This window comes from Halomonas sp. H33-56 (genome assembly GCF_040147035.1).
GTDB classification, from domain to species: Bacteria; Pseudomonadota; Gammaproteobacteria; order Pseudomonadales; family Halomonadaceae; genus Halomonas; species Halomonas litopenaei.
In genome coordinates this window covers 2,668,878-2,694,629 of the sequence record NZ_JAMSHP010000001.1, presented here as the reverse complement: position 1 = coordinate 2,694,629, position 25,752 = coordinate 2,668,878, and the positions used below count along the sequence as shown (strand labels likewise).

Below are 25,752 nucleotides of genomic sequence, written 5' to 3'. Positions count from 1 at the left end.
CAAGGAGTCATCCATGAGTTCGCTATTGTCGCTGACCCGCCGGCTCGGGCCGTTGCCCGTCGGCGATGGGCAAGACGGCGTCCAGGACACCCTGACCCTGAGCTACGACGATCGCATCAAGGGGCGCCTGCGGGTGACCCTGGACAGCGGGCGTGCGGCGGGTCTGTTTCTCGAACGCGGTCCGGTGCTGCGCCACGGCGACGGTCTTCAGGCCGAGGACGGCAGCCGCGTCCGGGTCATCGCTGCGCCGGAACCGGTGGTTACCGCCTGGGTAGCGCCGGGGCCGGACGCCGGCCTTGCGTTGGCTCGGTTGTGCTACCACCTGGGCAACCGCCACGTGACCCTCGGTATCGGCGAGGGCGAGTACCAGGGTGACGCCTGCTGCTACGTGCGCTTTGCGCCGGACCATGTGCTGGAAGAGCTGGCCGAGCGGCTTGGTGCGCGGCTCGAGCACCACCAGGCGCCGTTTGATCCCGAGCCGGGCGCCTACACCATGGGTGGGCATTCGCATGGTCATTCGCACAGCGATTCTCATGACCATGACCATGGGCACGGGCATTCGCACGGGCATGGCCATTCACACGGCTCGCCACATGGCTCTTCACATGGCTCCTCACATGGCTCCTCACACAGCCACGCTCAGGGGATCACCTGATGGCCGGGATCGAGTCTGCGTCACAGGCGCACGATGATCTGGCCCTGCTGGGGCTGCTGCAGCTGGTCAGCCCGGCGTTGCCGATCGGCGCCTTCGCCTGGTCCCAGGGGCTCGAGAGCGCCTTCGAACTGGGCTGGGTTCACGATGAAAAGAGTCTTGGCGACTGGCTCGAGGGCGTGCTGGAGGATGGCCTGGCGGTGGCGGAACTGCCTGCCCTGGCGCGACTCGTCGAGGCCTGGCAGCAGGGCGACGAGGATAGGGTGGCGCATTGGGACTGTTGGCTGGGGGCGGTACGCGAGACCCGAGAGCTGCGCGAGGAGGATCGCCAGCTGGGCGCGTCGCTGGTGCGCCTGATGCGCAGCCTGGGGCTGGCGCCCGAAGCCGGGTTGCCTGACGAGCCTGGCTATGTGACCGCCTTCAGCGCCCTGGCGGTAGCCCGCGGGTTGCCGCCGCGCCAGGCCATGCTGGGCTTTGCCTGGGCCTGGCTCGAGGACCAGCTGGCGGCAGCCTGCAAGGCGCTGCCGCTCGGGCATACCGCGGCCCAGCGACTGGTCGAGCGGCTGCGTCCGGCGCTGGTCGAGGCGGTGGGGCGTGCCCTGATCATCGACGATGACGACATGGGGCCGGCGCTGCCGGGGCTCGCCCTGGCCAGCGGCCTGCACGAAACCCAGTACTCGCGGCTGTTTCGCAGCTGAGCGAGTGACAACGATGCCATCGATACCGGGGTATCGACGGCGCCATTCTCCGGTCTTCGACACGTCGGGGAATGGCCTTACATGACAGGCAGGAGAACACCATGACCACTTCAACCACTCCCTCCCAGTGCCTGCGCGTCGGCGTGGGCGGCCCGGTGGGCTCGGGCAAGACGGCGCTGCTCAAGCAGCTGTGTCGGGCCCTGCGTGATCACTACGATATCGCCGTGGTGACCAACGACATCTACACCAAGGAAGACGCCGACTTCCTGACCCGCAACGAGGCGCTGTCGCCGGATCGCATCCTCGGCGTCGAAACCGGCGGCTGTCCGCACACCGCGATCCGCGAGGACGCCTCGATGAACCTGGCGGCCATCGACGAGCTGCACCGCCGCCATCCTGGGCTCGAACTGGTGCTGGTGGAGTCCGGCGGCGACAACCTGTCGGCCACCTTCAGTCCTGAGCTGTCGGACCTGACGCTCTACGTCATCGACGTCTCCGCGGGTGACAAGATCCCGCGCAAGGGCGGGCCGGGCATCACCAAGTCGGATCTGTTGATCATCAACAAGATCGACATTGCCGAGCAGGTGCATGCTTCGCTGGAGGTGATGGACCGTGACTCGCGCAAGATGCGTGGCGAACGTCCTTTCGTCTTCACCAATCTGTATGACGGCGTCGGTCTCGACACCATCATCGGTTTCATTCTCGAGCGGGGCATGTTGCCCGACCGGCGAGCCGAGGCAGTGGAAGCCTGAATCGCCCGTTACCACGCAGCCGAAGCGTTGCGTTCTCAGTCAACAAGGAGTCTGTCATGACACAGCGTTCTCGTGTTTCTTCCCGTTCCCTGGCGATCGCCGGCGCCATGGCCGCTGGCCTTGTCGCACCGCTGGCGCTGGCGCACCCCGGCCACGGCGTCGAGCATGGCGGCCTTGCCGCCGGCCTGATGCATCCCTGGTTGGGGCTCGATCACCTGCTGGCGATGGCGGCTATTGGCCTGTGGAGTCTGGGGCAGGGGGCAGCCATGCGACGCTTTACCCCGCTGATGGCACTGGCTGGCATGCTGGCCGGGGCTGGTCTGGCGCTGTCCGGCGCGCTTCCCGCCGGCGCCTTGCCCGGTGTGGAAGGGGGAATTGCCCTGTCGGTGCTGATCGCCGGGGTCATGGTGGCGGCGCTGATGCGTCTGCCGGCAGCGCTTGGCGGAGGCCTGGTGATCGCCCTGATGACGATGCATGGCATCGCCCACGGCGCCGAGATGCCCGCAGCCGCCTCACTCGTCGCCTACGTGGTGGGCTTTTCGGCCTCGACGCTTGCCATCACCATGCTGGCGCGGGTGCTGGGTGGCTGGCTGGCCAGCCGTGAACAGCGCCTGGTGCGTGCCCTCGGCGCCGCCATCGCGGTCTGCGGTGGGGTGCTGGCGCTGAGCTGAGCGATCTCCCACTGACCGTCGATGGTCTCTCGCGCCCGGCCCTGTGCCGGGCGCGAGCGTTTGAGGCTGCTGCATCGTCCCGCCTGCGACGGCGGAGACGGGTACGTGTGTGGGTGAAACGTTTTGGGCTATGCTCGTGCGCCACGGATGAATTCGCCAAGAGGACGCTATGGCCAGGCTGGGACGCACGATCAAATGGAGCGGGGCAGTACTGCTGGTCGCCTGGGCGGGGATGGGGCTGTGGCAGAGTATCAAGCCACTACCGGAAAACGTCGGCAAGGCCTGGCCCGAGCGGCCAGTGGGCGAGGTCGAATTTCTCGCCGATCGAACCTGGTATGACGAGGGTGGCCGCCGTCATCTTGATCAGCACATCTTTGACGAAGCGGTGGCGATGATCGAGGGTGCCCGCCGGCTGATCGTCGTCGACATGTTCCTGTTCAATCGCCTCGAGGGCAGTGGCGGGGGCGACTTTCTGCCCCTGGCCGAACGCCTTGCCGATGCGCTGATCGCCGCCCGCCAGCGCCAACCGGCGCCGCGAGTGGTAGTGATCACCGACCCCCTAAATACTCTCTATGGAGGCCAGCGGGTGCCGCTCTATCAGCGCCTCGAGGCGGCGGGGGTCGAGCTTGCCATCACCCGTCTCGATCGCCTGCGCGCCTCCAACCCGCTGTGGTCAGGCCTTTGGCATCTGGGACTGGATCGGCTTGGCAACGACCCGGACGGGGGCTGGCTGCCCAATGCCTTCGGTGGCGAGCCGGTGACCCTGAGAAGCTACCTGGCGCTGCTCAATTTTCGCGCCAATCATCGCAAGACGCTGACGGTGGATCACGCCGAAGGGTGGTCGACACTGATCACCTCGGCCAATCCTCACGACGGCAGCAGCCTGCACTCCAACGTGGCGCTGAGGATCGATGGGCCGGTGGCCCGTGACGTCATCGCCTCCGAGGCCGAGGTGGCGTCCTGGTCCGGCGTCGAGGTATCGCAGTCGCCAGCGCCCGAGGCCGAGCCATCGGATAGCGCGATGGCGCAACTGCTGACCGAAGCCGCCATCCGTGACGCTGTGCACGCTCAGGTCGATGACACCGTCGCTGGCGATCGGCTGGATGTCGCCGCTTTCTACGTCGCCCACCGCGGGGTGGTCCAGGCGCTGAAGGAGGCCAGCGAGCGAGGAGTGGCGGTTCGGGTGCTGCTTGACCCCAATCGTGAGGCCTTCGGTTTCGAAAAGGGAGGCCTGCCCAACCAGCCGGTGGCCGAAGAGCTGTTGGACGCGGGCGTTCAGGTGCGCTGGTGTGTCACCGACGGTGAGCAGTGCCACAGCAAGGTGGTGCTGGTGAGAAGGGGTCCGGCGCAGGACGAGCTGGCAGACGCCGTGATTCTGGGCTCGGCCAACCTGACCCGACGCAATCTCGACGATTTCAATCTTGAAAGCAGCGTCTTGCTAAAAGGGCGAGGGGTCGCCGCCATCGACGAAATCGGCGCCTGGTTCGACCAGCGCTGGGACTCGAGCGACGGACGTCGAACCAGCCGAGCCTGGGCGCCGCGGGACGAGGCTGGCTGGTTCGATGGCTGGCGCTATCGATTGATGGAGGCCAGCGGCCTGTCCACCTTCTGACCTCGCTGGTGGGCTGTGCAGGACGGTGGAGATACCGACGCGGGAGCAGGATATGCCTCGACCGGCCAGCTTGACAGTCCGCCACCCCGCGACCATGTTTCACACGCTGGCCGACGCTCGATTTGACACAATTTCGAGCTCGGCGTGGCGACATCGCAACGCCCGTGTCGGGCACAAGGAGAGTCTTCGATGGAAAAGTTCTGGTTGGTGGTAAAGGTCGTGATTCTGGCGCTGATCGCCATCCTGGTGGTGCAGAACATCGAGATGGTGCAGGTGAAACTGCTCGGCTGGACCATTGCCATGCCGATGGCCCTGCTGGTGGTGGTGATCTACCTGCTGGGCATGATCAGCGGTCGCGGCCTGATGGGGCTGATTCGTCGCCTGCAGGGCAAGGAGCCGCAGCGCCGCTGAGGGCATCGACCCGCGAGCGCTTGCGAGGGTCCTGGTGCCAGGGCAGGCCGAGGCGGCAGTTGTGCTCGAGCTCTGCGATGACCTGGGCGCCCAGCAGCAGGATCACGGCGCCGATCTCGAGGCTCAGCAGCACCACGATCAGGGTCGCCAGGGGGCCGTAGACCGCGCTTACCAGTGACAGGTTGGCGAAGTAGTAGACCAGGGCGATCCTGACCCCTTCCCACATCAGGGCGGCGGCAAAGCCCCCGGCCAGGGCGCGCCTCAGGGAAATGCGTACCACCGGCAGGACCTTGTAGATGGCGCTGAACAGCAGGAAGACGCCGACGAAGCTGGTCAGGTTGAGGGCCGGCTCCGACAACGAGGCCATGGGCAGCTCACGGCCGTATAGCGCCATCCACAGTCCATTGAGGGTGCTGGCCAGGCTGACCGCCATGGCCAGCGCCAGCAGCGCCGCACTCAGTACCAGCATGAAGGCGTAGGGCAACAGGAAGGACACCCAGAGGCTGCGGGTGTCCTTGACGTCGGGCTTTCTGAAGATCAGCGCCAGGGCGTCTTCCAGCATGCGAAAGGCGAAGGAGCTGAAGATCAGCAGCACCGGGATGCCGTAGATGCCGATCGCGTCGCGGGAGTCCAGCAGTGCGCGCACCGACTCCAGCATCACTTCGGCGTGGGTAGGAGCGATGTGGCGTGCCTGCATGGCGATCACATTGAGCAGCTGCTGCTCGTCCACGACCTGAGCCATCGCCACCACCATCAGTGCGAACAGCGGAATGGTGGACAGCAGAATATTGAAGCCGACCCCGCCCGCCAGCAGCATTCCCCGATTATGCAGAAAGTGGGTCAGCACCCGCCACATGAAGAAGGCGAGCCGTGGCAGCAGAGTAAAGACGGCGTGTTGGTACCAGCGCGGTGCTGTCATGGGCCCGAATCGTCCTTGAGGGATAGGGCATGATACGCTGGGAGCCAGTGTCAGCGTCAAACCCTTGCCCAACCAGATGGTCAAAGGGCGGGTGTACGCCGGGAGGAACGAGTGGCATCTGCAGACCAGGAATCCCGCACCGAATCCGACGCCAGGCTGATCTACGATGGACAGTGTCCATTGTGTCGGAGCTTCGTGTCGCGCTACGGACTGTCCAAGGGACGGCTGGATCTCGTTGATGCGCGCCATCACCCCGAAGAGGTCCGGCGTCTGGAGCGTCTGGGCTGTCGCCTGGACGAGGGTATGGTGCTGGAGCTCGGCGACGAGCGCTACCACGGTGATCAGGCGGTACGTATGGCGGCACTGGCCGGGCGAGGTCGAGGTCCGCTGTCGCGTGGGATGCTGTGGTGGCTGTCGTCGAGACGGCGAGCACGCCTCAGCTATCCGCTGCTCAAGGCCGTTCGTCGTGTCATGCTCAAGGGGCTCGGCGTCGGTCCGATCAGGCCTTGAAGTGTGTCGCTCCCACCGGATGGGGCCGCCGACGGCCTGGCGTTGATCATCAACATTGAGCATCGGCAACGGGCATCAGCGCCGGGCATCGGCGCCGACCAGCGATACTGGTCACCAACGCCGTTCATCTACCGTCATTTATCAAGCCACCAGGAGGGAGGCAAGATGCAACTAAGTCGACGTCTGTCGGTCCCTCATAGCGAGATCGCCATGAGTGCGATTCGTGCCCAGGGAGCCGGCGGCCAGAACGTCAACAAGGTCGCCTCGGCGATTCATCTGCGCTTCGATATTCAGGCATCGTCGTTGCCTGACGACGTCAAGGAGCGCCTTTTGGCGCTCAATGATCATCGCATCACCCAGGACGGAGTGGTGATCATCAAGGCCCAGTCGGAACGCACCCAGGAGGCCAACCGCGCAGCGGCACTGGCGAGGCTGAAATCGCTGTTGCAGCAGGGACTGGTGATTCCCAAGGCGCGTCGCGCCACCCGGCCCAGCAAGGCGGCCAAGCGGCGTCGCCTCGAAGGCAAGAAGCAGCGTGGCAAGCTCAAGTCGCTACGCGGCAAGCCGGAGACGTAGTGCGTCGAACAGGTGCTGCATCGTGAACGCTTGTGAGGGCGGCTTTCCGCAGACTCCTGCGCTTCGGTCATGGGGCTCGACGCTCTGCGGAAAACATGCTCGGATAGGGTACACGGCAATTTTCTAATGCTCGCTAGCGCGTATTTTTGATGGAGCACACCCCTGACGCGCCCGCAGTCAGGCAGTATGCTGTGATCACTTTGGTCCTCGAACCTCAGGACCCGTCCCACCCCAAGGGAGACCCCCGAATGGAAGAGATCAATCCCGACAAGGACAACAACACCGAGAAGGATGGCAACACCTCCGAGGCGACCCAGTCTTCAGCCTCCGGCAAGGATGCCAAGGAGCTGTTCAAGGACAACCGCGTCAAGGGCCTGGCGGCGGTGGCCGGCGTCAGCCTGATCTGGGCCATCGGTGCCCAGCTCAGCGCCAGTTCCAACGGCGAGGCACGCACTGCCCTGACCAAGGAACTCGATGCCAGCGAATCACGCGTCGAGACCCTGCGCGAGCAGGTGTCCGGGCTGGAAGAGAGCCAGGCGACCCTGGAAGCCCAGCGTGCCGAGCTCGAGAGCCAGGTATCCCAGTGGGAAGAGGCCGAGACCTCGCTTGAGGAAATGCGTGCCCAGCTCGAAACCCTGAAGGCCGAGGAGGCCGAAGCGCGTACCGCCCAGGCGGCAGCCGAAGAGCAGGCCGCCCAGGTACAGGCCGATCTGAAGGAACTCGAATCCACCCAGGCATCCTTGCAGTCCGACCTGGTGGCGGCGCGCAATCGTCTGGAAGAGGCGCAGAACGAACAGCAGCAGCTGGTGGAGCGTCGTGATTCGCTCAAGTCCGAGGCTGAGTCCTTGACCGGTGAGGTCGATGACGCCGAGAAGCGCCTGAGTGATCTGGAAAGCTCCATCGAAGAGAAGCAGAGCGCCGTCGGTTCACTCGAGGAAGAAGTGGCGAGCCTCGAGAGCCAGCAGCAGGAGGCGCAGAAGCAGGCCGAGCAGGCCCAGGCCCGCCTCGAGCAGACGCTGGCCAGCACCGCCGAGCAACGCGAGCAGGCCGAGGCGCGTGTTCGCCAGGCCGAGTCCCGTGCCGAGGAAGCGGTCGCCCGCCGCGATGAGCTGCAGGCCAGGATCGATGAACTCGAGGCCCGCGCCGACGAGCGTCGCCAGCGTCTGGCTCGTCTCAACAATCAACTCGACACCTGGCGCATCGAGCTCGAGAACCTCGATCGTGCCACCGCCGAGCTCTCCGATGGCGCATCCTCCGGTCAAGGCAGCGACAGCGAGGGTAGTGCCGATGAGCAGGCCTCGTCCCAGGGCGAAAGCAGCAGCGGCTCCGTCGAGGTCATCAGCTCCGGGGGGGGCGACCAGAGCAATGGCGACCAGAGTGGTGGCGGCGAAAACAGCGGCGACCAGAGCAGTGATGGCATGAGCCAGGCCGATATCGCCGTTCAATCGGCGAAGCGGTCGGCGGCAGAGGAACAGTCGTCGCAGGAGCAGGACTCTTCTCAGTCCTCGGGCAACAGCGCGGCCTCGGCCAGCGAGCAGGGCTCCAACGAGAGCGCCGCCGAGGACGAGGACGTGGCCTCGTCCGAGTCCATGGAGAAGACCCCGGGTGGCAGCGAGGGTGATCAGGCTTCTGCCGACGCCTCCCAGAGCGGGGAAGGTTCCTCCGCCGACGCTTCCCAGGCGGATGCGGCCAGCGAAGAGGGCTCCGCCGATGCGGCCGCCGAGGGCGAGGAGTCGTCTACCCAGTGGACCGATGAGGTAGCCTCCGGTGCCGCCGAGGCCGTCGAGACGGTCAAGGACGTGGCCCGTCAGGCTGCCGAGAAGGTGCGCGATGCGGCAGCCTCGGTCACCGACGACGCCAGCACCGAAAGCACCAACTGAGCGTCAGCGAGACGGTTGCCGGCGGTGACGTCGGCAAGGTTGCGGGAAGCAACAGCGGCGGGCCTTCGGGCCCGCCGCTGCGTTTGGCGGTCCCGCTTCGCTTAACCTCGCGCCGCCTGGGCCCTATACTGGCCCGGCGGATTAACCGCGCCCATCTGGAAACAGGAGCGAGACGTGATCGAAGGGGTCAAGCATATCGTTGCCGTGGCATCGGGCAAGGGTGGTGTCGGCAAGTCGACGGTGACCGTGAATCTGGCGCTGGCCATGGCCGCCGAAGGCTATCGCGTCGGCGTTCTCGACGCCGATATCTACGGGCCCAGCCAGGCGCAGATGCTGGGAGTCGGCGAAGGCGTGCGCCCCCAGGCGAGCGGCGAGAACCAGTTCCTGCCGCTGGAGGCCCACGGCATCCAGGCCATGTCCATGGCGTTCATGGTCGACGTTCGCGAGCCCATGGTGTGGCGTGGCCCGATGGTGGCGGGGGCCTTCCAGCAGATGCTCAACCAGACACGCTGGAGCGACCTGGACTATCTGTTCGTGGACATGCCGCCGGGCACCGGTGACATCCAGCTCACCCTGGCCCAGAAGGTACCGGTGGACGGCGCGGTGATCGTCACCACGCCCCAGGACATCGCCTTGCTGGACGCGCGCAAGGGCATCGAGATGTTCCGCAAGGTCAAGGTCCCGGTGCTGGGCGTGGTCGAGAACATGAGTCTGCATACCTGTTCGAAGTGCGGCCACAGTGAGCCGGTCTTCGGCGAGGGGGGAGGAGAGCGCATCGCTGCGGAGTACGATACCCGGGTGCTGGGGCGCCTGCCGCTGTCGATGGGCATTCGTGAGCAGGTGGACGGTGGACGTCCCAGCGTGGTCGCCGAGCCCGACGGCGAAGTGGCGACGACCTTCCGCACCATGGCGCGTCAGGTGGCCGAGCAGATCGACGGTGACGGTGGCGACCAGGGGCCGAGCATCAGCTTCAGCGAGTAAGGGCCGGCGGAGGATGACGCTTGGCGGCGTCACCGGCTGATCCTCATCAAGCGCCTGTCAGGCGCCTATCACCTTTGCATCGTGACGTGGCAGCGAGGGGCCGCTATCATGTGGCCCCACCGAACGCGTCCACTCTTCGAGCACCCAGCAGGAAGTCCCATGAGCATCAAGTCCGACAAATGGATCCGCCGCATGGCCGAGAACGAGGGCATGATCGAGCCCTTCGAGGCCGATCAGGTTCGCTACGTCAACGACCGGCGGGTCATCTCCTATGGGACCTCGAGCTACGGCTATGACGTACGCTGCGCCGACGAGTTCAAGGTGTTCACCAACATTCACTCGGCGGTGGTCGATCCCAAGGCCTTCGACGAGAAGAGTTTTGTCGACATCAAGGGCGATGTCTGCGTGATTCCGCCCAACTCCTTCGCGCTGGCGCGGACCGTCGAGTACTTTCGCATCCCGCGCAGCGTGCTGACCATTTGCCTGGGCAAGTCCACCTATGCGCGTTGCGGCATCATCGTCAACGTGACGCCGCTGGAGCCGGAGTGGGAAGGTCACGTGACCCTCGAGTTTTCCAACACCACCAATCTGCCGGCCAAGATCTACGCCAACGAGGGCGTGGCACAGATGCTGTTTCTGGAATCTGACGAGATCTGTGACACTTCCTACGCCGATCGTGGCGGCAAGTACATGGGCCAGCGTGGAGTGACTCTGCCGCGCACCTGAGTGCGAAGAGGCGAGGGCTTACCGCTCACGCGACTGCTGCATGCAAGGCCCACAGACAACAAGGCCCGCCGATCGCTCGGCGGGCCTTGTTGTTTCAGGCGACAGCGCGGCCAGATTTCACCGGGACTCGTCGTCCTCGTCGAGTTCCTCGGCGGCGTCCTCGTGGGACAGTCGCATGCCGCCCGGCGGCAGCGGCTGGCCGTCGATGGTCGCGATGTCGCCCTGCAGGCGCAGACGTCCCTCGAGGAACCAGCGTACCGCGATCGGGAAGATCAGGTGCTCACGACTCAGCACTCGCTCCTTGAGGGTCTCTTCGGTGTCATCCTTGTTGACCTTGACCACGGCCTGGATCGCCACCGGCCCGCCATCGAGTTCCTCGGTGACGAAGTGTACGCTGCAGCCGTGCTCGTCGATGCCGTCGGCCAGTGCCCTGGCGTGGGTGTGCAGGCCCTGATAGGCCGGCAACAGCGACGGATGGATGTTGATCATCCGTCCCATGAAGCGCTGGACGAAACGCGGCGTCAGGATGCGCATGAAGCCGGCCAGCACCACCAGGTCAGGCTCGTGGCGCTCGATCACCTTGATCAGGGCGCCGTCGAAGGCATCGCGGCTGTCGTACTCGCGGTGGGGCAGGGCCACCGCGTTGATGCCGGCATCACGCGCCCGCTTCAGACCATAGGCGTCAGCGACATTGGACACCACGGCCACGATCTCGCCACCCAGTTCGTCGTGGCTCTGGGCGTCGATCAGGGCCTGCAGGTTGGTGCCACCCCCCGAGATCAGCACTACCACCCGTGGCTGGGTGGCCTCTTCCGGGGTGAAGCCGTTGAGCTCGCCCTCGTTCACGCCCTCGCTCATGACGCCGGCATCTCCAGTTGCACCTGCTCCTCGTCGCCCTGGCGCGCGGCGATGTGGCCAATGCGATGGACGCCTTCGCCCTGGGCCTGCAGGTGAGCGCGGATCTGGTCGGCCTGATCTTCAGATACCACCAGCACCATGCCGATGCCGCAGTTGAGCACGCGGTGCATCTCATGTTCGTCCACGTTGCCCTGCTGCTTGAGCCAGTCGAACACCGCAGGGCGCTGCCACAGGCTGGTATCGACGTGGGCGGTGAGGTCCTCGGGAAGTACCCGGGGCAGGTTCTCGAGCAGGCCACCACCGGTGATGTGGGACAGGGCGTGGACCTGATAGTCGTCGTGGCGCAGCAGTTCCAGCAGCGGCTTGACGTAGATGCGTGTCGGCGCCATCAGGGCGTCGCCCAGTGACTGGCCGTCGATGTCGGTGGACAGGTCGGCGTCAGCCACCTCGAGGATCTTGCGGATCAGGGAGTAGCCATTGGAGTGAGGGCCGGATGAGCTCAGGCCCAGCAGTACGTCACCGGCGGCGACCTTGGTGCCGTCGAGGATCTCGTCCTTCTCCACCACGCCGACACAGAAGCCGGCCAGATCGTAGTCGCTACCTTCGTACATGCCGGGCATCTCGGCGGTTTCGCCACCGACCAGAGCACAGCCGGCACGTTCGCAGCCTTCGCCGATGCCGCTGACCACGTCGGCGGCGATATCGACGTCCAGCTTGCCGGTGGCATAGTAGTCGAGGAACAGCAGCGGCTCGGCGCCGGCGACCACCAGGTCGTTGACACACATCGCAACCAGATCGATGCCGATGGTGTCATGGCGACCCAGGTCCATGGCCAGGCGCAGCTTGGTGCCGACCCCGTCGGTGCCGGAGACCAGAACCGGCTCACGGTAGCCGCTGGGCAGCTGGCACAGCGCGCCGAAGCCTCCCAGCCCGCCCATTACCTCGGGGCGGGTGGTGCGTTTGGCGACGCCCTTGATGCGATCGACCAGGGCGTTGCCGGCGTCGATATCGACACCGGCGTCCTTGTAGCTGAGCGAAGCCCTTTCGGGGGAGGAGGAGGAGTCGGTCATGACAGATCCTGTGGAGTCGGTCGAGCCGCGGGCGTGGTGCGCACCAGCGGACGAACGTGAGACAATGGGCACGTTGGGGGCGGAGATTGTAGCACTGTGCTTCGGCCATCGCAGCCATGGCACACTATCGGTCGGGCATCACAGGGAATGGTGGTTTCTTTCGGGGAAAAGCGAATGAGCAAGCAGTGGTGGATTGTCGCCGCGGTGGCGGCTGTTGTGCTGTGGTTCTTCGTCAGCATCGAACCGGTGTTGGCGCCCTTCTTCGTCAGCATGGTGCTGGCGTACCTGGGTGACCCTATCGCCGATCGCCTGGAGGAGCGCGGGCTGTCGCGTCAATGGGCGGTCTGCGTCGTGTTTGTGCTGTTGACGCTGCTGGTAGGGCTGACGCTGCTGCTGCTGGTGCCGCTGCTGGGACAGCAGATCGGGCAGCTGGTGGAAGCGCTGCCGGCGGTACTGAGCTGGATTCAGAGCACGGTGTTGCCGGAGCTGCAGTCGTTGACCGGGCTCGATCTCAGCACCGACTTCGATGCACTGCGCAAGGCAGTACTGGAAAACTGGAAAGAAACCGGTACCGTCGCCGCCAGCGTACTGGCCCAGGTGTCGCGGTCGGGTATGGCGCTGGTCGGCTGGCTGGCCAATCTGGCGTTGATTCCGGTGGTGACCTTCTACCTGCTGCTGGACTGGGACGTGCTGGTGGGCAAGGTCAGGCGGCTGCTGCCGCGTCAGTGGGAGCCGACGGCCGTTCGGCTGGCCAAGGAGTGCGACGAGGTGCTGGCGGCCTTCCTGCGTGGCCAGTTGATCGTGATGCTGTGTCTCGGCGTCATCTATGCCATCGGACTGACGCTGCTGGGTGTTCGCTTTGGCCTGCTGATCGGGCTGCTCTCAGGACTTGCCAGCATCGTGCCCTATCTGGGCGTGATCGTGGGGATCTCGGTGGCCGGTGTGGTGGCCTTCTTCCAGTTCGGCGACTGGCTGGTACTGCTGGGCGTGGGGCTGGTGTTCGGCTTCGGGCAACTGGTGGAAAGCACCCTGCTGCAGCCGAAGCTGCTGGGGGACAAGATTGGCCTGCATCCTGTCGCGGTCATCTTTGCGGTGCTGGCCGGCGGCCAGCTGTTCGGCTTCACCGGTGTGCTGCTGGCGCTGCCGGTGGCGGCCATGGTGATGGTCATCTTGCGCTACCTGCATGATACGTATAAGAATTCGTCGCTCTATGACGCGGAGCATGAATCCGACAAGGAGCCCTCCGCCGCCAACGAGGAGTCCTCATGAGTCGAGCCCCCGCGCAGTTGCCTCTGGGCGTCGGACTGCGCGACGACGCGACCTTCGACAACTACCATCCGGGAGCCAACGCCACCCTGGTGGAGTGCCTGAGCCATCAGTTCGATGACAACGGCGAGCCCTTTCTGTACCTGTGGGGGGGCGACGGCGTCGGTCGTAGCCACCTGTTGCAGGCGGCCTGCCACCAGGCCTCCGCGCGGGACCTGCGAACCCTCTATCTACCACTGGAGGAGCTGGGCCACTTCCCGCCGTTGATGCTCGAGGATGTGGAGCGTCTCGACCTGGTGGCCATCGATGATCTGGATCGAGTGGTGGGGCGCAAGCGCTGGGAGGAGGCGCTGTTCCATGCCTTCAACCGGCTGCGAGACAGCGGCAAGCGATTGTTGATCGCCGCGGATCGCCCGCCCCGGCAGCTCGATATCAAGCTGGCGGACCTGGCGTCACGGCTGACCTGGGGCATGACCTTCCACCTCAGGCAGCTGTCCGACGAGGACCGCATGCAAGCGTTGAAGCTGCGTGCCCACCTGCGTGGCATGGAGTTGCCCGACGAGGTGGCACGCTACATCCTGCATCGTGGTGCACGCGAGCTCAGTGAGCTGTTTCGCTCGCTCGAGGTGCTGGACAACGCCTCGCTGTCGGCGCAGCGCAAGTTGACCATCCCCTTCGTCAAGAAGGCACTGGACTGGTAGCGGTCTGGGCATCTCCAGGAAAGCTCTCCAGGAAAGCAAGACGGCGACCCGCAATGGGTCGCCGTCCTGTTGTCAGGGCCAGGTCGAATCGGTACGCGGTATCAGCGGCTGAGCTGAATCTCGCTGTGGCCACCATTTCTTAGCGTGACTTCCTTGATCACGATCTGGCGGCTGCCACTGGCCGGATCGACCACCGTGCCCGAAACGTAGAAGTCGCCGGGGGGCAGGTCGCGTAGCTGAAAGTAGCCGTTGGTGTCGGTGCGGGTGGTGTGGGTGTATTCGCGGGCCCGTGGGTCGGCGCGTTCCACCGCCCGGCCGGCCAGCGCCTGGGCCGCCGCCTCGGCGGAGTACTTGGTGATCGGTGCGACCGATACCGTCTCGCCACCGCCGATGACCGGGCCTGCGGGGGTGTTCAGGGTGAGTCTGCCGGACAGCACGGCGCTGCCGCTCTTCGGCAGCTGGGCGTAGACGTCGGCGGGGAAGGGGATCTCCCTGGGGACCCTGGCTTGATCGGCGGTGGGCTGGTCGTCTCTCGGGCCCGGCTGTTCGATCGGGGTGTCGGGTTCGCCGATATCGATGACCTCCGGGGCGCGGGACGTGCCGGTGGTGCTGACGCTCTGACAGCCGGTGATCAGCAAGGCGAGGATGGCGATTACCGCCAGGCGGAATCGGCGTGACAACAGCGGGTAGGGTGCCTTCATGGCGCGGTCTCCTTGCAACGAATGTCGTTGGGCCCTGTGTGCTGTCAGCTTATGGAATCGGCGTCGGAATTGCCACGCGTGGCGTGTGCGTGGCCGGACAGGCGTCTGCCCGAGCCAGTCATGATGACTTGGCGTTGGCGCTAGCCTTGGTGGCGGTGTCACAAGGCAGCGCCTTGATTGACGCTGGCTGCAGACGCAAAACGGCCCCCGATTGAAATCGGGGGCCGCTTGGTGAACGACCTGAGTCGTTCAGGCGTCTGCCGTAGCCAGATTACTTGGCGTTGGCGGTAGCCTTGGTGGCGGTGTCGGTGGCCTGCTTGACGTTCTCTTCGGCCAGCTTCTGGCTCTTGGAGACGAAGTCCTGCTGCAGGGCCACGACCTTCTCGGCGTCGCCTTTCAGGCGCTCGGTCAGGTCCTTGGCGACCTTCTGCTGGCCTTCCATGTAGGAGCGCAGACCTTCGACGTCCTTGACGGAAGTGAAGGCGCGAGCCTGGGCCAGACCGGTCTCGGTGTAGGCCTGGGCGGCTTCCAGCTGGGCGCTGGTCAGCTTCTCGGCGAAGTCGACGGTCAGGCTTGCGTAAGCGCGGGCCGGGCCGAAGAACAGGTTTTCGACTTGCTCGTTGTTGAACAGTGCTTTGGTATCGATAGTGCGCATCATGTGAACCTCCTGGGGTTTCGAACTACTTGTCGGCGATGACCGTGGGACCATTCCCAGTGGTCGATGCCGTTGCGTCGTCTGTTGCAGTGCACAATAGCAGAGGGTTTTGTGCATCGCAACATGGATTGGGTCGAGAATCGGGGGAAAAGGGGTTTGGATCCAAAGAATGCTTGAAACAGCGAAAAAACGACGAAAAGTCCGTTATCTAGCCTTCTTCGCCCTTTGATGGGATACCGGCGTGCAAGTTCACCGTGCCCCTGGATCGCCTTCAGCCTAGTGTGGAGACATGACAGCGATGTGATCCCTGCAAGCCTTGCAAGCAGGAAGTCTCGCCACCATGGTATTCAAGAGAAAACGAAGGACCGTACCTTTAACCCTTTGCCTTTGACGATCAGGAGTGATCCATGACGCAGACCCGTATCGAACGCGACAGCATGGGGGAGCTCGAGGTTCCCGCCAATGCGCTCTATGGCGCCCAGACGCAGCGTGCGGTCAACAACTTCCCGGTGTCGGGCCAGCAGATGCCGTCAGCCTTTATCCACGCCATTGCTCGCATCAAGCGAGCGGCGGCGGTGGTCAACGGCGACCTGGGATTGCTGGACGACGATCGTCGTCGTGCCATCGTCGAGGCGGCAGACGCGATCATCGCGGGTCAGCACGATGATCAGTTCCCCATCGATGTGTTTCAGACCGGGTCCGGCACCTCGAGCAACATGAACGTCAACGAGGTGATCGCCCACCTGGCGAGCTCCGATGACTTGAGCGTCGGACCCAACGACCACGTCAACATGGGGCAGTCGAGCAACGATGTCATTCCCACCGCCCTGCACCTGTCGGCGGCGCTGGAAGTTACCGGTACGCTACGCCCGGCGCTCGAGCACCTCAGAGGTGTCATCGACGCCAGGGCAGAAGAGCTGGACGAGGTGGTCAAGACCGGACGCACTCACCTGATGGATGCCATGCCACTGCGTCTTGGTCAGGAACTCGGTGGCTGGTCGAGCCAGGTGGGGCAGGCCATCGAGCGTCTCGACAGCGCCATGGTGCGGCTGTGTCGGCTGGCCCAAGGGGGGACTGCGGTCGGCACCGGTATCAATGCCCATCCGGAGTTTGCCGAGCGCATGGCCGCCGAGCTCTCCGCCCGCACCGGGCTCGCTCTGACGCCCAATGACAGCTTCTTTGCCAGCCTTGGCTCCCAGGACGCAGCGGTGGAACTGTCGGGTCAGCTCAAGGGTCTGGCGTGTGTGGTGATGAAGATCGCCAATGATCTGCGCTGGATGAACTCCGGCCCGCTGGCGGGGCTTGGCGAGATCGAGCTTGAAGCCTTGCAGCCGGGCAGTTCGATCATGCCGGGCAAGGTCAATCCGGTGATACCCGAATCCGCCGCCCAGGCCGCCGCTCAGGTGATCGGTCTGGACACCACCGTGACCGTCGCCGGACAGAGCGGCAACTTCCAGCTCAACGTGATGCTGCCACTAGTGGCAAGCAACCTGCTGACGTCGATCACCCTGATGAGCCAGACATCGCGGCTGCTGGCGGACAAGGCGATCGCGACCTTCAAGGTGCGCGAGGACAACCTGAGTGAGCCACTGGCGCGCAATCCCATCCTGGTGACGGCATTGAACTCGGTGATCGGCTATAACGCCGCGGCGGCCATCGCCAAGAAGGCCTACCAGGCCGGCCGGCCGATCATCGACGTGGCCGAGGAGGAGACCGACCTCGGACGCGATGAGCTCGAACGCCTGCTGGATCCCGCCTCCCTGACCCGTGGCGGTATTCCCGAATAGAGGTGGCGAGGGCGCGGCCGACATGGCGCCTCTTGGAATAACGCCCCTTGGAGTAACGCCCCTTGAAGAAGAAGAGCCTTGCCACGACGGCAAGGCTCTTCTTTTCTACTGCTACCCGTCTTTTCTATTGCTGCGAGTCCATCGCCACACTTGTTACCACGACATGGACATCGCCTGGAAGGCGGGAACTCAACTCGACTGATCGCGCTCCCTGGCTTCCTCGACGGTTTCACGGGCGTCGTGATGCTCTTCGTTGTCGGCGTCCGGGGTGTCGTGCTCGTCGGCTCTGGAGGGGCGATAACAGACGGTGGCAAGGATCGGGAAATGGTCTGAGCCAAAGGCCCGCAGCCGATCCATCTTGGCAAGGGTGAAGTGCTCGCTGACGAAGACATGGTCCAGCGGCCAGCGCAGGAACGGATAGCCGGCGTGGAAGCTCGAGAACATGCCGCGGCCGCGCCGCAGGTCCAGCATGCCGCTGACGCGGCAGAACAGGCGCGTGCTGCGTGACCAGGCCACGTCATTGAGGTCGCCCGCGACCAGCGTCGGTACCGGGTTCTGGTGGATCTCTTCGGCGACCAGCGAAAGCTCCGCGTCCCGCCACAGCGATTCCTCGCTCTCGCTCGGTGCCGGTGGCCTGGGGTGAAGGGCGCGAAAGCGGATGTGATCTCCGCTTTCGAGTTCCACCTCACAGTGGATCGAGGGGATGTCATCCTGGATCAGCCACTTGACCTCGGGGTCGATCAGCGGGCGACGGGAATACAGGTGCATGCCGTAGAGGTTGTCCAGCGGGACCCGCACGGCGTAGGGGTAGCCGTCTGCCAGGCCGGCATCGAGCTTGTCGCCCCACCATTGGTCGGATTCCAGCGTCAGCACCATGTCCGGGTCGCGCTCGGCGATGATCTCCAGCAGGTCGTCGCTGCGCCGGTTCGGCGTGAGTACATTGGCGATCAAGAGCGTCAGGCAACGCTCCGGGGCGTCGCCCTTGGCGGCCATGACCTGCACCGGCCACAGCGGTGTCCAGGGCAGTACATAGAAAGCCTGGATGGCGAAGACGACCAGGCCGGCCGTGGCAATCCAGAGTGTCAGGGAGTCGCTCGCCAGCGGGCTTGCCAAAGCACAGAACAACCCGATGAGTCCGATCTGGACACGGGGGAACTCACAGGCCCTGAGCCACCACCAGTGGGACGGAATCCTGGCGATCAGGGTAGCGCCGGCGACGATGGTCACCACCGCGATCAGAAGGGTATCGATGACAAGTGAGAGCATGCAGGGGTCCCTTTTCGGTCCGGCGCACCGGCTCGGCGCAACAATGATGATGACGAGCCTAACGGTCCTCGGCCTTTAACGATAGAGCCAAGGAGCGCCGTTGAGGACCTCAGGCCCGTTCGCGCGATGTCGGTGTGGCACTCGCAAAGTATTCCTCGAGCCGTTCTTGGGCCTCGTCGCCGAACAGGATTCGGGCGGCCTCATCGAGGCCAGGTGACCCGTGCAGGGTCTGAGTGTCCACCACCAGGGCGATCTTGGAGCGGCGGCGCAGGAAGTCCTCGAGTCGTGTGATCATCTCTCGCCGGGCGGCGTGCTCGAGCTCGCAGCGCAGGTATTCGGTACCCTCGATCAACAGCTCTCCCTGTCGCGGGTCCTGGCGGATCTGCTCCAGCATGTCGAAGGCGTTGAGGCCGTAGCGACGCCACAGGCGCTTGCTCAGAGGTTCACTGGACGAGGAGGGGGTGCGCTCATCGAGGCCCAGCAGGCTTGCCTGGTGCAGGAATTCTCGCCTGTCCGTGTCCGAAGGTTCGCCGTACCAGCGGGCGCGCGGCTGTGGCAGCTCGAGGCCTAATCGTTGCACCTCTCTGACGATCTCCTCGCCGACGTTGAGGCAGTCGGTGAGCTTGCCGCCAAAGATGCTGATATGGCGCTCCGTGGCGTTGATGTCGATGGCATGCTTGCGCGACATCTGGAGAAAGTCGCGGCCATTGCCGGCGTTGGCCTTGACCGCCAGCGGGCGCACGCCGCAGCGGGTGGCGATGATGTCCGAACGGTCGAGCGGGCGTTTCAGACTCAGGCGCTTGTTGATGTTGTCCAGCACGAAATCGATGTCGGCGTCGCTGATCGCGACCTCCGGGCGCTCTTCCTTGGTGTCGGTGGTGCCGATGCAGGTGCGCGGCCCCATGGGAATGGCGAAGAACAGCCGCCCGTCGTCGGCAAAAAAGGCCAGCACGCGCTGGCGCTCCGACAGCCGTGGCACGATCAGGTGGATGCCCTTGGAATAGGCGTGGTGGTGATCGGTGGTCTGTCGGCTCAAGGCGTTATGGTCGTCCACCCAGGGGCCGGTGGCATTGATGATGATTCCGGCGCGCAGGCTGAAGGTCTCGCCGCTCTGGTTGTCCCGGGCGTCAACGACCCAGCCGTTGTCGCTGCGTCGTGCACCCCGCGACTCGACGTAGTTGGCCGCCGCCGCGCCGTAGTCCAGCGCCGAGCGTACGAAGCTGTAGACGAAGCGGGCATCGTTGTCATGCAGGTAGGCGTCGGAGTACTCGAAGCCACCGATCGCCGCACGCGTATCGACCAGTGGCTCGCGTCGGTTGATGCCTTTTGGCGTCAAGTAGCGCGGCAGTCGGGTGAAGGCGTTGCCCATCAGCCAGTACAGCCAGGTGCCCGCCCAGAGCATGCGAGGGTGATAGCGAAAGCCCCTGTCGATGGTGGTCAGAAAGCGAATTTCCTGGACCGTCGACGGAAAGCTCCTGATCAGGTGGTTGCGGCTCTTGCATAGCTTGCGCACCAGCGAAAAGTCATAGCTTTCCATGTACTTGATGCCGCCCCACACCAGATTGGACGAGTGCTGACTGGTCTCGCCGGCGAAGTCGCCACGGTCGATCAAGGCCACCCGGGCGCCCTTGCCGGCCAGCGCGGCGGCGCTGGCGGCGCCGTTGATGCCGGCGCCGATGATCAGTACATCGAAGTGCTCCTCCTTCAGGCGCTGAAGGTTGGCGTCACGTAGTTGCATGCATGTCCCCCGCGGTTCCTGAAGGAGTCGGGACGCAAGGCCCCGGTGTGGTCAGTCTTCGTCGCGCTCCCGGTTCTTGGGCCATAATTGCACGGCCTTCTTCTCAGTCTTCGTCGCGCTCCCGGTTCATGGGCCACAATTGCACGGCCTTCTTTTCAGTCTTCGTCGCGCTCCCGGTTCATGGGCCACAATTGCACGGCCTTCTTTTCAGTCTTCGTCGCGCTCCCGGTTCATGGGCCATAATTGCCCGGCCTTCTTTTCAGTCTTCGTCGCGCTCCCGGTTCATGGGCCGTTGTACTGCCTTCTTTTCACTCTTCGTCGCGCTCCCAGTTCATGGTCCGTCGCACGGCCTTTTTCCAGCCCTTGTAGCGTCGTTCCCGTTCGGCGTCTTCCATGGCGGGCGTAAAGGTGCGTTCGATGTCGCCCCGGGTGGCGAGCTCCGGCAGGTTCCACATGCCCACCGCGATCCCCGCCAGGTAGGCCGCCCCCAGGGCGGTGCTCTCGATGACCCTGGGGCGTTCGACGTCGACCGCCAGCATGTCAGCCTGGAATTGCATCATGATGTTATTGGCGACGGCGCCGCCGTCGACCCGCAGGGCCTTGAGGGTGATCCCCGAGTCCTTCTGCATGGCGTCGATGATGTCTCGCGTCTGGTAGGCCAGGGCGTCCAGGGTGGCGCGGGTGATATGCTCCTTGCCGGAGCCTCGGGTCAGGCCGAAGATCGCACCACGGGCGTACATGTCCCAGTAAGGAGCGCCGAGACCGGCGAAGGCGGGGACCACGTAGACACCACCGGCATCCTCGACCTTGCTGGCGTAGTATTCGGAGTCTTCTGCCGAGTCGATCATCTTGAGTTCGTCGCGCAGCCACTGCACCGCCGCGCCGGCGATGAAGATCGATCCTTCCAGCGCATAGGTGACCTTGCCGTCGAGCCCCCAGGCGATGGTGGTCAGCAGGCCCGAGGTCGAAGGCACCGGGGTCTCGCCGGTATTCATCAGCAGAAAACAGCCGGTACCGTAGGTGTTCTTGACCATGCCCTTGTCGAAGCAGGCCTGGCCGAACAGGGCGGCTTGCTGGTCACCGGCGATACCGGCGATGGGGATCTGGGCGCCACCGAACATTTCCTTGGCGGTGGTGCCGTAGACCTCGCTGGATGGCCTGACCTCGGGCAGCATCGCCCGGGGAATATCGAGGGCCTCGAGCAGTCGGTCGTCCCAGTCGAGCCGTTTGATGTCGAACAGCATGGTGCGCGAGGCGTTGGAGACATCGGTCAGGTGGCGTTCGCCGCGGGTCAGGTTCCACACCAGCCAGCTGTCCATGGTGCCAAACAGCAGATCGCCGGCCTCGGCGCGCTGCTGAGCACCGTCCACCTGGTCGAGGATCCAGCGAATCTTGGTGGCGGAGAAGTAGGCGTCGACCACCAGACCGGTGGTGTCGCGGATATGGGTTTCCAGCCCCTGGGCCTTGAGCTCGTCGCATAGCGGTGCGGTGCGTCGATCCTGCCAGACGATGGCGTTGTGGATCGGTTTGCCGGTGTGCCGGTCCCAGATCAGGGTGGTCTCGCGCTGGTTGGTGATGCCGATGGCGGCTACCTGGGACGGCTTGACGCCCTGGGTTTCCAGCACTTCTCGTGCGACTCCCATCTGGCTGCCCCAGATCTCCATGGCATCGTGTTCCACCTGGCCTGGCTTGGGGTAGTGCTGGGTGAATTCCTTCTGCGCGATGCCGACGATGCGGGTGTCCTGGTCGAACAGGATGGCCCGGCAGCTGGTGGTGCCCTGATCAAAGGCGAGAATATAGCGTGTTGGCATGTTCCGGTGTCCTGACGGTTGTTGTGGTCGAGCGATACCTTCACCTTCGGTGAGCAGACGGTTTCCGTCTAGTGCTGCCGGCAGGGACATGGCCAGATGCAGCGACGTCGGGTGCCCCTATGCAACGTCGCCGCCGCGGGTGATCAATGGTCGTACGAGGCCACAACAAGTTCGTTATCGAAAATAAAGGTAGCGTTGAGGTCGTGAACGAACAACCAGAGCGCGAAAGTTTTCGCTAGCACTTTGGTCGTGGCGTCTGGAGAGCAGGCGAAGAACGTTGCCTCGGCTGGGTTGGTGCGCCAAGGCGTCCACGGGACCGAAGAGGAGTCGGGAGGGCCTGGCGTTTTCGCAAGATGACACAGAGCGGCTGTGGCAGGCCAGGTGCAGGGTCAGGCCAGGCGCAGGATCACGCAAGGTGCAGGGCGACCCCGTGGTCCTGCAGTAGCCGTGCGATGGCCTCCGGTGGCTCGCGATCGGTGAACAGGGCGTCGAGTTGGGATACGTTGCCCTGGCGCACCACCGGGTTGCGGTGAAACTTGGAGTGATCGGCGACCAGAAACACCTGACGTGAGTTCTCGATAATCGCCTGAGCGACGCGGACTTCCTGATAGTCGAACTCCAGCAGGGAGCCGTCCTGATCGATGCCGCTGATCCCGATCAGCCCAATGTCCACCTTGAACTGATGGATGAAGTCGATGGTCGCCTCGCCGATGATCCCGCCGTCACGGGGTCTGACCTGGCCGCCGGCGACGATCACCTTGAAGTCTTCCTTGTGATGCAGGATGGACGCCACATTGAGGTTGTTGGTGATGATCTCCAGGCCCTGATGCTCAAGCAGTGCCTCGGCCACCAGTTCGTTGCTGGTGCCGATATTGATGAACAGCGAGGCGTGGTGCGGCACCTGGCGCGCCACGGCATCGGCGATGCGTCGTTTGGCGTCGAGGTTGAGCGTCTTGCGGGTGGCGTAGGCGGTATTGACGGTGCTCGACTCGAGGCCCGCGCCACCGTGGACTCGGCGCAAGCGGCCTTCGCTTGCCAGTGTGTTGAGGTCGCGGCGGATGGTCTGAGGGGTCACCGCGAAGTGATCGGTCAACTGCTCGATGCTGGCGTATCCCTGGCGACTGACCAGTGCAATGATGGCGTCCTGACGCTGCTGCTGGTTCATCCCGATTGCCCTTGTGCTTGGAAGGCCTTGAAAGATGGAAAGCCCTTGTGCCTGAAAGGCCCCTGATAGACGGAAGGCCTCGATAGAAGAAAAGCCCTTGTGTCTGAAAGGCCCTGGTAGATGAAAGGCCTCGATAGATGGAAAGCCCTTGTGCATCGATGCCCTTGGAACAGGCAGGCCCTGGTGCATGGAACGTCCTGGTACATTGCAGGCGAGGACGTCGCTTTGGAGACGCCGATGAGGCTGTCGTGGATCTCGCTTCACCAGACGCATTCCCGATGATCGTAAACGAACGCGACCGGATTTGGCGATGGTGGAATCGCGCTGCGGTGAAGGCGTTCGAGACGCCGAACGCGACCCACGAAGGAAAAAATCATTCGGTGAACTCAAGGGCTTGCAAAATTCTGCCGAAGGCGTAGAATTCGCATCCGTTGTCAGCAGCGAGGGTGGTGACTCCCTCGTTTCGGCAGCCGTGTAGGACCATAGCTCAGTTGGTTAGAGCGCCACGTTGACATCGTGGAGGTCGGCGGTTCAAATCCGCCTGGTCCTACCAGCTAGATCGCACATCGAGTGATGCAGGACCATAGCTCAGTTGGTTAGAGCGCCACGTTGACATCGTGGAGGTCGGCGGTTCAAATCCGCCTGGTCCTACCAGCACTACCTCGCAGTGCCATTGCAAGGCGTATTGCGACGTGCCATCTCGCTTTCCTGCTTCAGGACCATAGCTCAGTTGGTTAGAGCGCCACGTTGACATCGTGGAGGTCGGCGGTTCAAATCCGCCTGGTCCTACCAGATTACAGACAAAAGCCCCGCGGCCTCGCCTCGGGGCTTTTGTCGTTTCTAGGGTCGTCGCCGTCGCCGGTGTTTGGCAACTGCTGCCATCGCCTGATCAACGCAGTGGCCAAGCCGCGGGTGGGCATTGAAGTGAGTGCGCCGCCTCTGGGGCGGCGCGATTCATCCGTTCGGACGGTTCAGGCGTCGCCGAGCCCGCTCAAGCGGCGGAAGGTGGCCACCAGGCGCTCGATGCCGGCCTGGTCGTCTTCGCTGAAGCGCCCCTGGTCGGGGCTGTCCAGGTCGAGCACGCCCCATAGTTCACCGTCCTTGTCGAGCACCGGTACCACCAGCTCGGAGCGCGAGGCGCTGTCGCAGGCGATATGGTCCGCGACCGCGTGGACGTCGTCGACGCGTTGGGTCTGGCGGCTGCGGGCGGCGGCGCCACAGACACCCTTGTCGAAGGGGATCGGATGGCAGGCTGGCTTGCCCTGAAAGGGGCCCAGGGACAGCATGCGCGGCTGGCGCTGCAGATAGAAGCCGACCCAGTTGAGGCGCGGGACTTCCTGCATGATGAAGGCCGAGGTCTGGGCGGCGTTGGTCAGCCAGTCGCCGGAGTCGAGCAGGGCGGTGAGCTGGCGGTCGAGAAGATCGTAGGAAGACATGTCGAGTGTGGCAGTGTCCGCGGGTGAAAACGGCGAGGCCGGCCCTGGGGCCGGCCTCGAGAGGGAGCGCGCGTCAGGCTTACTTCCAGCCAGGAACGGCGGCGCCCTTGAACAGCTCTTCTGCCTTGGCGGCGACTTCGTCGCTCTGGTAGGCGTCGACCAGCTGCTGGATCTCCTCGCGATCCTCGTCGCCACCGCGCACGGCGATGATGTTGACGTAGGGCGACTCGGGGCCTTCCTTGACCAGGGCGTCGTCCAGGGTCAGGCCGGCCGGCTGGGCGAAGGTATTGTTGATGAAGGCCATATCCACGTCGGGCAATACGCGCGGCAGCTGGGCCGCCTCGATCTCGCGGAAGTCGAAGTCGTGGGGGTTTTCCACGATATTCAGCGGCGTGGCTTCCAGATTTTCGGGGTCGTCCAGAGTGATCAGGCCCTCGTTGTGGAGCAGGATCAGTGAGCGGCCTTCGTTGGACGGGTCGTTGGGCAGCGCGATGGTGGCGCCCTCGGGCAGGTCCTCGATGCTCTCGTACTTCTCGGAGTAGGCGCCGATCGGGTAGACGAAGGTGCGCCCGGCGATGGCGAAGTCGTAGCCGCGGTCGTTGACCATGGCGTTCATGTAGGGCTCGTGCTGGTAGGCGTTGGCGTCGAGGCTGCCGTCGGCCAGGGCGGCGTTGGGCGTCACGTAGTCGGTGAACTCGATGATCTCGATCTCCAGACCATAGCGCTCCTCGGCCAGATCGGCGGCGACCTGCATGACGTCGGTCTCGGGGCCGGCGACGGTGCCCACCTTCAGGCTGTGCTCATCGGCGTTGGCCTGGCTGATCGCCAGTGACAGGGTGGAAAGCGCCAGGGCGCCCAGCAGTGTCTTGCGCATCTTCAGTGTCTCCCGAAACGGTGTGTGACGTGTGTG

Annotated in this window: 25 protein-coding genes and 3 tRNA genes; 17 read left to right on the top strand and 11 right to left on the bottom strand. The window is 64.4% G+C overall.

What is annotated here, in order from left to right:
- Window positions 1-13: 13 nt before the first annotated feature.
- The 6 genes from ureE to NFH98_RS11535 all read left to right on the top strand — a co-directional run bounded on the left by ureE (window position 14) and on the right by NFH98_RS11535 (window position 4,796).
- The gene (gene ureE / locus NFH98_RS11560) at window positions 14-655 is read left to right on the top strand and encodes an urease accessory protein UreE (protein ID WP_222516527.1); all 642 of its coding nucleotides are present in this window, start codon (window positions 14-16) and stop codon (window positions 653-655) included.
- Window positions 655-1,350, top strand: coding sequence for an urease accessory protein UreF (locus NFH98_RS11555; protein WP_349622730.1), 696 nt, complete (start codon window positions 655-657; stop codon window positions 1,348-1,350). The genes ureE and NFH98_RS11555 overlap by 1 nt, the downstream gene beginning before the upstream one ends.
- Before the next feature lie 101 nt (window positions 1,351-1,451).
- Window positions 1,452-2,102 carry an urease accessory protein UreG gene (ureG, locus tag NFH98_RS11550; RefSeq protein WP_045992492.1) on the top strand — a complete coding sequence of 217 codons (651 nt, stop codon included), beginning with the start codon at window positions 1,452-1,454 and terminating at the stop codon, window positions 2,100-2,102.
- A gap of 56 nt (window positions 2,103-2,158) precedes the next feature.
- Window positions 2,159-2,773, top strand: a complete 615-nt coding sequence (locus NFH98_RS11545) for a HupE/UreJ family protein (RefSeq protein ID WP_108133082.1) — start codon at window positions 2,159-2,161, stop codon at window positions 2,771-2,773.
- Between the two features lie 169 nt (window positions 2,774-2,942).
- The gene (locus NFH98_RS11540) at window positions 2,943-4,385 is read left to right on the top strand and encodes a phospholipase D-like domain-containing protein (protein WP_222516526.1); all 1,443 of its coding nucleotides are present in this window, start codon (window positions 2,943-2,945) and stop codon (window positions 4,383-4,385) included.
- A 189-nt stretch (window positions 4,386-4,574) separates the two neighbouring features.
- Entirely contained in the window at window positions 4,575-4,796 is a 222-nt protein-coding gene (locus NFH98_RS11535; protein WP_045992490.1) for a LapA family protein, read from the top strand.
- Here NFH98_RS11535 and NFH98_RS11530 read toward each other — a convergent pair.
- Window positions 4,732-5,715: a YihY/virulence factor BrkB family protein gene (locus NFH98_RS11530; protein WP_083970369.1), complete on the bottom strand. Its 984-nt coding sequence runs from the start codon at window positions 5,713-5,715 to the stop codon at window positions 4,732-4,734. The two genes, NFH98_RS11535 and NFH98_RS11530, sit on opposite strands and share 65 nt — an antisense overlap.
- 111 nt (window positions 5,716-5,826) lie before the next feature.
- Between NFH98_RS11530 and NFH98_RS11525 the strand changes: the two genes are divergently transcribed.
- The 5 genes from NFH98_RS11525 (at window position 5,827) to dcd (ending at window position 10,388) form a co-directional block, all read left to right on the top strand.
- Window positions 5,827-6,225 carry a DCC1-like thiol-disulfide oxidoreductase family protein gene (locus tag NFH98_RS11525; RefSeq protein WP_348826551.1) on the top strand — a complete coding sequence of 133 codons (399 nt, stop codon included), beginning with the start codon at window positions 5,827-5,829 and terminating at the stop codon, window positions 6,223-6,225.
- Window positions 6,226-6,390: 165 nt separating this feature from the next.
- Window positions 6,391-6,801, top strand: coding sequence for an alternative ribosome rescue aminoacyl-tRNA hydrolase ArfB (gene arfB, locus NFH98_RS11520; protein WP_045992488.1), 411 nt, complete (start codon window positions 6,391-6,393; stop codon window positions 6,799-6,801).
- Window positions 6,802-7,049: 248 nt separating this feature from the next.
- Entirely contained in the window at window positions 7,050-8,681 is a 1,632-nt protein-coding gene (locus NFH98_RS11515) for a coiled-coil domain-containing protein (RefSeq protein ID WP_045992487.1), read from the top strand.
- A gap of 177 nt (window positions 8,682-8,858) precedes the next feature.
- A complete protein-coding gene (apbC, locus tag NFH98_RS11510) occupies window positions 8,859-9,662 on the top strand; it encodes an iron-sulfur cluster carrier protein ApbC (protein ID WP_204248941.1) in 804 nt (267 codons plus the stop codon).
- A gap of 159 nt (window positions 9,663-9,821) precedes the next feature.
- Window positions 9,822-10,388, top strand: coding sequence for a dCTP deaminase (dcd, locus tag NFH98_RS11505; RefSeq protein WP_045992486.1), 567 nt, complete (start codon window positions 9,822-9,824; stop codon window positions 10,386-10,388).
- A 117-nt stretch (window positions 10,389-10,505) separates the two neighbouring features.
- Here dcd and purN read toward each other — a convergent pair whose 3' ends face one another.
- Both purN and purM read right to left on the bottom strand, forming a co-directional pair.
- Entirely contained in the window at window positions 10,506-11,246 is a 741-nt protein-coding gene (gene purN, locus NFH98_RS11500) for a phosphoribosylglycinamide formyltransferase (RefSeq protein WP_045992485.1), read from the bottom strand.
- Window positions 11,243-12,316, bottom strand: a complete 1,074-nt coding sequence (gene purM, locus NFH98_RS11495) for a phosphoribosylformylglycinamidine cyclo-ligase (RefSeq protein ID WP_349622729.1) — start codon at window positions 12,314-12,316, stop codon at window positions 11,243-11,245. The genes purN and purM overlap by 4 nt, the downstream gene beginning before the upstream one ends.
- 174 nt (window positions 12,317-12,490) lie before the next feature.
- Between purM and NFH98_RS11490 the strand changes: the two genes are divergently transcribed.
- Both NFH98_RS11490 and hda read left to right on the top strand, forming a co-directional pair.
- Window positions 12,491-13,585: an AI-2E family transporter gene (locus NFH98_RS11490; RefSeq protein WP_045992483.1), complete on the top strand. Its 1,095-nt coding sequence runs from the start codon at window positions 12,491-12,493 to the stop codon at window positions 13,583-13,585.
- Entirely contained in the window at window positions 13,582-14,283 is a 702-nt protein-coding gene (gene hda / locus NFH98_RS11485) for a DnaA regulatory inactivator Hda (RefSeq protein ID WP_045992482.1), read from the top strand. The genes NFH98_RS11490 and hda overlap by 4 nt, the downstream gene beginning before the upstream one ends.
- Before the next feature lie 101 nt (window positions 14,284-14,384).
- On the opposite strand, the gene NFH98_RS11480 is transcribed toward hda, so the two are convergent.
- Both NFH98_RS11480 and NFH98_RS11475 read right to left on the bottom strand, forming a co-directional pair.
- Entirely contained in the window at window positions 14,385-14,984 is a 600-nt protein-coding gene (locus NFH98_RS11480; RefSeq protein ID WP_108133089.1) for a carboxypeptidase-like regulatory domain-containing protein, read from the bottom strand.
- A gap of 271 nt (window positions 14,985-15,255) precedes the next feature.
- Window positions 15,256-15,639 carry a phasin family protein gene (locus NFH98_RS11475; protein ID WP_349623112.1) on the bottom strand — a complete coding sequence of 128 codons (384 nt, stop codon included), beginning with the start codon at window positions 15,637-15,639 and terminating at the stop codon, window positions 15,256-15,258.
- A gap of 407 nt (window positions 15,640-16,046) precedes the next feature.
- Here NFH98_RS11475 and NFH98_RS11470 point away from each other — a divergent pair, with 407 nt between their 5' ends.
- Window positions 16,047-17,426 carry a class II fumarate hydratase gene (locus NFH98_RS11470; RefSeq protein ID WP_349622728.1) on the top strand — a complete coding sequence of 460 codons (1,380 nt, stop codon included), beginning with the start codon at window positions 16,047-16,049 and terminating at the stop codon, window positions 17,424-17,426.
- 189 nt (window positions 17,427-17,615) lie between these two features.
- Here the strand turns inward: NFH98_RS11470 and NFH98_RS11465 are convergent, their stop codons facing one another.
- The 4 genes from NFH98_RS11465 to NFH98_RS11450 form a co-directional block, all read right to left on the bottom strand.
- Window positions 17,616-18,692 (bottom strand): endonuclease/exonuclease/phosphatase family protein, encoded by a 1,077-nt coding sequence (locus NFH98_RS11465; RefSeq protein WP_045992479.1) that lies wholly within the window; start codon window positions 18,690-18,692, stop codon window positions 17,616-17,618.
- Between the two features lie 109 nt (window positions 18,693-18,801).
- On the bottom strand, window positions 18,802-20,430 hold the full coding sequence (locus tag NFH98_RS11460; protein ID WP_286985822.1) for a glycerol-3-phosphate dehydrogenase/oxidase: 1,629 nt from the start codon (window positions 20,428-20,430) through the stop codon (window positions 18,802-18,804).
- Between the two features lie 308 nt (window positions 20,431-20,738).
- Window positions 20,739-22,241, bottom strand: a complete 1,503-nt coding sequence (gene glpK / locus NFH98_RS11455) for a glycerol kinase GlpK (RefSeq protein ID WP_108448789.1) — start codon at window positions 22,239-22,241, stop codon at window positions 20,739-20,741.
- 406 nt (window positions 22,242-22,647) lie between these two features.
- The gene (locus NFH98_RS11450) at window positions 22,648-23,406 is read right to left on the bottom strand and encodes a DeoR/GlpR family transcriptional regulator (RefSeq protein ID WP_045992476.1); all 759 of its coding nucleotides are present in this window, start codon (window positions 23,404-23,406) and stop codon (window positions 22,648-22,650) included.
- Window positions 23,407-23,882: 476 nt separating this feature from the next.
- Here NFH98_RS11450 and NFH98_RS11445 point away from each other — a divergent pair.
- From NFH98_RS11445 to NFH98_RS11435, 3 genes are all read left to right on the top strand, one after another.
- Window positions 23,883-23,959 (top strand) — tRNA-Val (locus tag NFH98_RS11445).
- A gap of 24 nt (window positions 23,960-23,983) precedes the next feature.
- Window positions 23,984-24,060: transfer RNA gene (locus tag NFH98_RS11440), tRNA-Val, on the top strand.
- A 61-nt stretch (window positions 24,061-24,121) separates the two neighbouring features.
- Window positions 24,122-24,198, top strand: a tRNA-Val gene (locus NFH98_RS11435).
- Between the two features lie 179 nt (window positions 24,199-24,377).
- Here NFH98_RS11435 and msrC read toward each other — a convergent pair.
- Complete coding sequence (gene msrC / locus NFH98_RS11430) at window positions 24,378-24,842, bottom strand: free L-methionine (R)-S-oxide reductase MsrC (RefSeq protein ID WP_045992475.1); 465 nt, start codon at window positions 24,840-24,842, stop codon at window positions 24,378-24,380.
- A 79-nt stretch (window positions 24,843-24,921) separates the two neighbouring features.
- Window positions 24,922-25,716, bottom strand: a complete 795-nt coding sequence (locus tag NFH98_RS11425; RefSeq protein WP_045992474.1) for a MetQ/NlpA family ABC transporter substrate-binding protein — start codon at window positions 25,714-25,716, stop codon at window positions 24,922-24,924.
- Window positions 25,717-25,752 lie beyond the last annotated feature (36 nt).